This is a genomic window from Brevundimonas abyssalis TAR-001 (genome assembly GCF_000466985.1).
Classification (GTDB): Bacteria; Pseudomonadota; Alphaproteobacteria; order Caulobacterales; family Caulobacteraceae; genus Brevundimonas; species Brevundimonas abyssalis.
Genome location: NZ_BATC01000090.1, coordinates 1 through 7,551, shown reverse-complemented (window position 1 = coordinate 7,551; position 7,551 = coordinate 1). Strand labels below are relative to the sequence as shown.

The window sequence follows — 7,551 nt, the reverse complement described above, 5'->3', positions numbered from 1 at the left end:
GGCCGCCATCGCCGCCATCCAGCGCGGCGACACCAAATACACCGACGTGGACGGCACGCCGGAGCTGAAGGCCGCCATCGTCGCCAAATTCGTCCGCGAGAACGGCCTGACCTACGAGACCAGCCAGATCCACGTGGCCCCCGGCGGCAAGGCTGTGCTCTACAACGCCCTGGTCGCCACCCTCTCGCCCGGCGACGAGGTGATCGTGCCCGCGCCCTACTGGGTCAGCTATCCGGACATGGTGCTGCTGGCGGGCGGCGAGCCGGTGGAGGTGGTCGGCCAGGCCGCCGACGGCTTCAAGCTCAAGCCCGAGGTGCTGGAGGCCGCCATCACGCCCCGCACAAAGTGGCTGATCCTGAACAGCCCCTCCAACCCCACCGGCGCCGCCTACACCCGCGCCGAGCTGGAGTCCCTGGCCGAGGTCCTGCGCCGTCATCCCCAGGTCTGGGTCATGACCGACGACATGTACGAGCATCTGGTCTACGGCGGCTTCGACTACACCACCATCGCCCAGGTGGCGCCCGACCTCTACGAGCGCACCCTGACGGTCAACGGCGTGTCGAAAGCCTACGCCATGACCGGCTGGCGCATCGGCTATGCGGGCGGGCCGAAGCCCCTGATCGACCTGATGCGCAAGGTGGCGGGCCAGACCACGTCCAACCCCTCCTCCATCAGCCAGGCCGCCGCCGTCGAGGCCCTGAACGGGCCGCAGGACTTCATGGCCGTGCGCCGCGCCGCCTTCGAAAAGCGCCGCGACCTGGTCGTGTCGATGCTGAACGCCGCCGAGGGCATCACCTGCGCCACGCCCGAGGGCGCCTTCTATGTCTATCCGTCGGCCGAAGGGGTGATGGGCAAGACCACGGAGACCGGCGTGGTCATCGACAGCGACGAGGTGTTCGCCCGCGAACTGCTGGAGGCCGAGGGCGTGGCGGTGGTCCACGGCGCGGCCTTCGGCCTGTCGCCCTTCTTCCGCATCAGCTACGCCACCTCGGAAGATGTGCTCGAGGAAGCCTGCCGTCGCATCCAGCGGTTCTGCGCCGGCCTCACCTGACCATCCGGAACCGCGCCTCTCCCGACGGGTTCATCACCCATCATTCAAGGAGAGACGTCATGAAGGTCCGCGACATCATGAGCCGCGACGTGCAGGTCGCACGCCCGGGCGACAGCATCCAGAACGTGGCCGGCCGCATGGCGGCGGGCGACTTCGGCTTCATGCCGGTGGCCGAGGGCGATCAGCTGGTGGGCACGGTGACCGACCGCGATCTGGTGGTCCGGGCCCTGGCCGGCGGCGCGGGCGTGGACACCCCGGTCAGCGAGGCCATGACCACCACGGTGGAATGGCGCCGCGACGACGAAGATCTCAAGGACGTGCTGAAATGCATGTCCGACAAGCAGATCCGCCGCCTTCCGATCCTCGACCAGGACAACCGCCTCGTGGGCGTGGTCTCCCTCGGCGACCTGTCGATCCGCGTGAAGGAGAAATACGCGGGAGAGGCCCTGGAAGACATCTCCCGCCCGAACTGACGTTCGTCAGAGCGCCGCGCCCGTCGCCTCGGCGATGGTGCGGCGCGCTTCGGCGATGGCGGCCTCGGTGGTGATTTCGCCGTCCTCGATCCGGTCGGCCAGACCCATCAGGGTCGGGCCCGTCACCGCGCCGTTGTCGGGCTCCTCCTCAACCGTGACGCCGTTGCCGGCGGCGATGGCCGCGTCCCAGAAGCCGCGCACGGCGGCCCAGTAGTCCGAGGTCGCCGCCCAGTAGGCGTCGCCGGCCGCAGGGTCGAACCCGTCCCAGCGGCGGTAGGTGTTGACCACATCCTCCTGCACATAGGCCACCAGCCCCGTGGCGGCGCCAGGAGCCTGGCCCAGCTTGACGTTGTCCTGCAGGTGCGCCCAGCCGAAGGGCGTCAGCACGTGGCGGTTGGTCCCCACATAGCGATCATAGACCGGGTCGCGCACCGCATCCCGCCGCGCCAGCGGGCGGGTGGTCTCGTCTGAGGTCCACTGCACCATGCCGTTGTCGTGGGACCAGCGCCCCACGCCGCCATAACGGGGTGAATCATCGGTCTGCCACACGGTCTGGGACCACGCCCCGCGCCGCGCCGCCGCGTCCACCGGCGTCAGCGTCCAGCGGTCGGGCCCGGCGTAGGTCAGCACCGCCTCGGGCTGATAGACCCAGTCCTGACGCCAGTGCTTGATGACGAAGGTCTGACCCTCGTGGTCCATCACCAGGATGTGCTGCAGGCTGATGCGGTCGCCGTCGTCGTAGACCACCCGGACGATCTCGTTGCCGCCCGACAGCTTGGGATCCAGCGGCTCGTAGCCGTTTTGGAACGGAACCGTTTCGCGCATGTCGAAACGGACGCGGAAGTCCCCGACCTGGGACAGGATGGCCTGACGGTCCTGCTCGAAGCGGGACTGCTCAGCCCGTGCTTGCGCCGGCTGCGCCAGAACAGGTTGGGCCATGACGGCCAGGGGAGCGGCCAGGGGAGCGGCCAGAATGGCGGCGAGGGCGATGGCGGTGGAACGCATGGCGTTGCTCCTTGGTGCGAATGATCGCGTTGAGGGGGTGGAGGTCAGTAACGAAGGGCCAGGGAGACGGAGACATTCCGCCCCGGCTGGGTGTAGGCGTCCAGCACAGTGGAGGCGGCCAACAGGCCCGCGATGTCGCTCCACCAGCCGTAGGTCTCGTCGAAGACGTTGAACACGCCCGCCCGCAGGGTGACGCTGTCGTTGACGTTCCAATACGCGGTCAGGTCCAGCAGGGTGAAGTCGTCGCCGGTGAAGCAGGTGTCGTAGCAGTTCAGCCCGTCGGTCTCGTTCGCGTCCTTCTCCGCCGACCAGGTGACGATCGCCTGCCCGCCCCAGCGGCCCGCCGGTTCGGCATAGCCCAGACCCGCCACCAGCTTGATCGGGTCGATGGTCGGCAGTGAAGCGCGCACCCCCGCCTCGGTCTGCTCGCCGTCGGCGTAGGAGAAGGCCGCGGTGGCGTTGAACCCGTTGTCCCAGGCGATGTCGCCCCGAGCCTCGAAGCCATGCACCGTCACGCTGCCAAGGTTCACGTACTGGTAGACCGCCGGGTCCGCCGGGGTGAACGACCCGCTCACCACAATCTGGCTGATGAAGTCGTCATAGTCCGAGCGGAACGCCGCCAGCGACAGGCGCGCATCGCCGCCGGCCACCTGCACGTTCCGGAAGCGGATTCCGCCCTCGACGCTGGTGGAGGTCTCCGGCCCCAGGTCCGGATTGGGGATCGAGACATAGCCGAACAGCGGGTTGGAGAAGGCGTTGTTCACCTGCATGGGCGACGGCGCCTTGAAGCCCTCGGCCACATTGGCGAACAGGCCGAAGGTCGCGGTCGGCCAGTAGACCACGCCCAGCTTGGGCGAGACATGGCTGTCGCTCTGCCCCTCCACGGGCCCGCCGGTGTAGAGCGCGTCGGCTTCCGGCGTCAGTTCGTACCAGTCATAGCGCACCGCCGGGGTGATGCTCAGACGGCCGTCCAGCAGCACCATCTCGTTCTGGATGAACAGGCCCGAGAGGCTGTAGTCGGTGATGGGGAACGGCCGGTTGGGGAAGGTCTCGCCGGCTCCGGGAACCGTGCCGCCGCGGATGGCCTCCTGGGTGCTCTCGGACCAGTCGCCGCCGAAGGTGACGCGGTGCTGCACCGCACCGCCCCGGCCGAACACGCGATAGCCCTCGGCGTTCAGGCCGTAGACGCGGGTGTCGAAGGTCACGTCCCGCGTCCGGTCCGCCGCCGGGTCGCGGTCCTCATAGGTGAACTGGCGCGTCGTGGCGTCCTGCCAGTAGACCGCCATGGAGCCGCGATCGAGGCCGAAGGCGTCGGTGAAACGATGGTCCAGGCTGACCCGGTCGCGCGCCTGCTCGTCCTCGCCCAGCACCTGCAACGTCGCGTTGGGCTGGAACGGCGGCACGGCCGGGCCCCGACTGGACAGCGCATCGCCCGACAGGTCGGAATCATAGTGGTCATACGTCAGGCGCAGACGGTGGTTCGGCGCGACCTGCCACACCAGCTTGCCCAGCACCGCATTGGAAGACAGGTCCATGGGGTTCGGCGCGGTGCGCGCGGTGGTCTCGCTGAAATCATCGCCCTGGTTTTCGGTCTCCTGCCCGTCGCGGCGGGTGTAGGCCAGCAGCCCCGACAGCGCGCCGTTCGATCCGGCGATGGAGACGCCCTCGGTCCAGCTCTCGTCCGCCGACGCATAGCCGACCCGCGCCCGCGCGGTGAACGCCTCGCCGCCCAGCATGTCCTCAGGGTCCCTGGTGGTGAAGCTGACCGCGCCCGCGATGCCGTCGGAGCCGTACAGCGCCGAAGCCGGTCCGCGCAGGATCTCCACCCGCTGCATCAGGTCCAGGTCGTTGTAGCCGCCCCGCCCCACGTTCTGCGCTCCGAACGAAAAGCCGTCCGGCATACGGATGCCGTCGGTCACGATCAGCACCCTGTCACCGCCCATGCCCCGGATGGTGAAGCCCGAATTGCCGTCCCGGCCCGCGCCCGACAGGGCGGCGGTGAAGCGCTGCGGGCTGGTGGGCACGCTGACGCCCGGTTCGAACCGCACCAGATCCTTGATGTCGGTGTAGAGGTTCGCCTCGATCTCCTCGGCGGTGATGACGCTGACGGTGACGGGGATCTCGTCGGTGCGGGTTTCGTTGCGCGTGGCGATCACGGTGACCGGCGCCACCTGGGGCGCCTCGACCGTCCCTTCCAGATCGGTTTCGGCCCAGGCGGCGCCCGCCGTCAGGCTGAGAACGGCGGAGGTGGAAAGCAGAAACGTGCGCATGAGATGGCCCCTGTTGTTCGTTGAGCGGCGCAATTACTGCGAACGATTTGCAGAAGCAATATCAATAATTATTTCCCCGTCGAAACCGGCCGCTAACCCTGGGCGCGGCATGATCGATCCGTCTGTTCACGAGCATCGAGGTCGAGCCATGGCGCGCGCGCAGTTTCAGAAGGGCCAGAAGGTCTGGGTCGAGTGCGTCGGCGCCTGGGCCTGCATCGAGAAGGTCCAGCCGGTCTGGGCCAAGGGTTTCGATGAGCCCGTGCGCGTCACCTATGACGTCGGTCTGGGGCGCGAGTTCACCGGCTCCGAACTGATGCTGCCGCAGGACGACGCCGCCGCCGCCGACATGGGCGACTGGCGCCTGCTGCGCGCGCGCAACAAGTGGCAGCTGGCCGAGGACTGCCAGCATCACCCCTTCCCCGGCACCTACCCCGTGGTGGTCACCGACCCTGCCGACTGGGGCGGCTGGCGGGTGCCCGGCGCCGAATACGATCGCGACCCCGAGAAGATCGAGGCCCAGGCCCGGCTGATCGCCGCGGCGCCCATGCTGATGAAGCTGGCCGAGGATCTGGCGGGCTCCATCGACGAGAATGTGGACGAGGCTCCGCCCGAATTGATCCGCCTGGCCCGCGCGGCGCGCGAGATGCTGAAGGCCGTCAAGACCGTGCCGACCCCGGTCGGCGACGTGGATGAACCCGTCGCGGCGACCGCCGCCTGATCTTCGCCGCGCGGCCTCGACACGAATCTGCGACGCACCCTAGGCTGTGCGTCTTCACGAATCGTGCGGGAGAGGGCGTTGAACGCCGACGAACGCCGCGGGACAGGACCGGGCCGCAGGTCATCCGACAGGGCGTCATCCGGTCTGGGCATGCCCGTCTGGGTGCGCATCGCTGTGCTTATCGCTGCGCTCGGCCTGTCGATCTACTCCCTGCTCTATGCCCGTCAGGCCGGAGACCGCCCGCGGGAGCAGGCCGCCTCCATGGCCCAGGCGCTCGAGACCCGTTCTGAACTGACCGCCGCGCGCCTGGACGCCGACTCCGCCCGCGCCATGATCGGCCTGACCGCTGCGGTCCGCGCCCTGGTCGCCTCGCCGTCGCGCCCGCTTGACGCCGTGGAGCAGGCCCGCGCCGACGCGCCGGGTCCAGCCTACGCCGTCGTCTCCGAGGGGGGCGACATCCTCGCGGCGGCCGGCGCCGAAGCCGGCGCCTTCCGGTCGACGGAGGCCTCGGAAGGCCACGCCCTGTCCCGAGCCCGGGACGGCGAGGCCCTGCTGCTGCGGCTTCAGGCATCCGGCGGCCGCACCGTGATCGCTCGCCTCCCCGCGCCTGATCTCGCGGCCCCCGCCGCCCTGGCCAGGCAGGGTCTGGCCGTCAGCATCGTCAACGCCGACGGCCTCATCATCGCTTCGGCCGCGTCCGCCCTGCGCGACCAGCCCGCCTCGGCCCTGGGGCTGACCCCCGAAACCCTGGCCGAGCACGCGGAGGGCGGCGGCGTCCACACCCGGGGCGAGTTGCGCCTGACCGCCGTGGACACGCAAACCGCCCCGGCCACCATCGTCGCCGCCGCCCCGGCGGCAGGCGGGGGCCTGATGACCCTGTTCGGCGACGCCTGGATCCTGATCGGCCCGCTGGGTCTGGGTCTGGGGCTGAGCGCCCTTGTGCTGTTCCAGGAACGCCGGGCGCGCCGCGCCGCCCGCGTCTGGGCCGACACCGAACGACGCTTCCACACCGCCGTCGAGGCCGCGCGCTGCGGCGTCTGGGAATGGAACCTGGACCGGGACGAGGTGGTGGTGTCCGACGTCATGGCGGGCATGCTCGGCTTCGGCCGGGGCGGCGTCATCGCCGCCGATCAGATCATCGAGCGCATAAATCCCCGGCACCGTGAGGCGGTGGAGCACGCCCTGCGCCAGGCCCAGGCCTACGGCCAGGTGGAGATCGCCTTCCGCGTGGACGCCCCGGACCAGCCGCCCCTGTGGATGGAGCTGCGCGGCCAGGCCCCGCGCCAGCGCGGCCCGGACGGCTATGACCATCTCATGGGCGTGGCCCTGGACATCACCGAGTCCCGACGCGCCAAGGCCCAGGCCCAGGCCGCCGAGAACCGCCTGCGCGACGCCATCGAAAGCGTGTCGGACGCCTTCGTCCTGTTCGACCGCTACGGCCGGCTGATCCTGTGGAACCAGGCTTTCCAGGACGCCTTCGGATTCCAGCCCGGCCACCTCAAGCGGGGCGCCCAGAAGGAAGAGCTGAACCGCATCGCCGCCCTGGCCATCCGCAAGGACCAGCCCTCGGCCACCGGCCGCCCCGGCATGCGCGAGATCGAGCTGGCCGACGGCCGCTGGCTGCAGATGTCCGAGCGCTTCACGGGCGACGGCGGGGCCGTGGTCACGGCCGCCGACATCACCGTCATCAAGCGTCAGGAGGTGGAGCGCAAACAGGCCGCCGACGCTCTGCAGCTGACCGTGAGCAAGCTGGAGAAGAGCCAGGAGGAACTGTCCCAGCTGGCGCGGAAGTACGAGGAGGCCATGGTGCGCGCCGAGGCGGCCAATCAGGCCAAGAGCGAGTTCCTGGCCAATATGAGCCACGAACTGCGCACCCCGCTGAACGCCATCAACGGCTTCTCCGAGATCATGGCCGGCGAGATGTTCGGCCCCCTCGGCGACGAACGCTACAAGGGCTACGCCGTCGACATCCTGAACTCGGGCCAGCACCTGCTGGCCCTGATCAACGACATCCTCGACATGGCCAAGATCGAG

At 69.5% G+C, this 7,551-nt stretch carries 6 protein-coding genes; 4 read left to right on the top strand and 2 right to left on the bottom strand.

Annotated elements, in window-relative coordinates; all coding sequences use genetic code 11:
• Together MBEBAB_RS14210 and MBEBAB_RS14205 are read left to right on the top strand one after the other, a co-directional pair.
• The coding region (locus tag MBEBAB_RS14210) for a pyridoxal phosphate-dependent aminotransferase (RefSeq protein WP_045319440.1) at nt 1–1,051 on the top strand (1,051 nt) is incomplete at its 5' end.
• A gap of 59 nt (nt 1,052–1,110) precedes the next feature.
• Nucleotides 1,111–1,524 carry a CBS domain-containing protein gene (locus MBEBAB_RS14205; RefSeq protein ID WP_021698682.1) on the top strand — a complete coding sequence of 138 codons (414 nt, stop codon included), beginning with the start codon at nt 1,111–1,113 and terminating at the stop codon, nt 1,522–1,524.
• A gap of 6 nt (nt 1,525–1,530) precedes the next feature.
• On the opposite strand, the gene MBEBAB_RS14200 is transcribed toward MBEBAB_RS14205, so the two are convergent.
• Together MBEBAB_RS14200 and MBEBAB_RS14195 are read right to left on the bottom strand one after the other, a co-directional pair.
• Entirely contained in the window at nt 1,531–2,529 is a 999-nt protein-coding gene (locus tag MBEBAB_RS14200; RefSeq protein WP_021698681.1) for a DUF6607 family protein, read from the bottom strand.
• A 44-nt stretch (nt 2,530–2,573) separates the two neighbouring features.
• A complete protein-coding gene (locus MBEBAB_RS14195; RefSeq protein ID WP_021698680.1) occupies nt 2,574–4,799 on the bottom strand; it encodes a TonB-dependent hemoglobin/transferrin/lactoferrin family receptor in 2,226 nt (741 codons plus the stop codon).
• Between the two features lie 148 nt (nt 4,800–4,947).
• On the opposite strand from MBEBAB_RS14195, the gene MBEBAB_RS14190 reads away from it, so the two are divergent.
• Together MBEBAB_RS14190 and MBEBAB_RS18170 are read left to right on the top strand one after the other, a co-directional pair.
• Nucleotides 4,948–5,517, top strand: coding sequence for a hypothetical protein (locus MBEBAB_RS14190; protein WP_045319439.1), 570 nt, complete (start codon nt 4,948–4,950; stop codon nt 5,515–5,517).
• A gap of 150 nt (nt 5,518–5,667) precedes the next feature.
• The coding region (locus MBEBAB_RS18170) for a histidine kinase dimerization/phospho-acceptor domain-containing protein (protein ID WP_052516823.1) at nt 5,668–7,551 on the top strand (1,884 nt) is incomplete at its 3' end.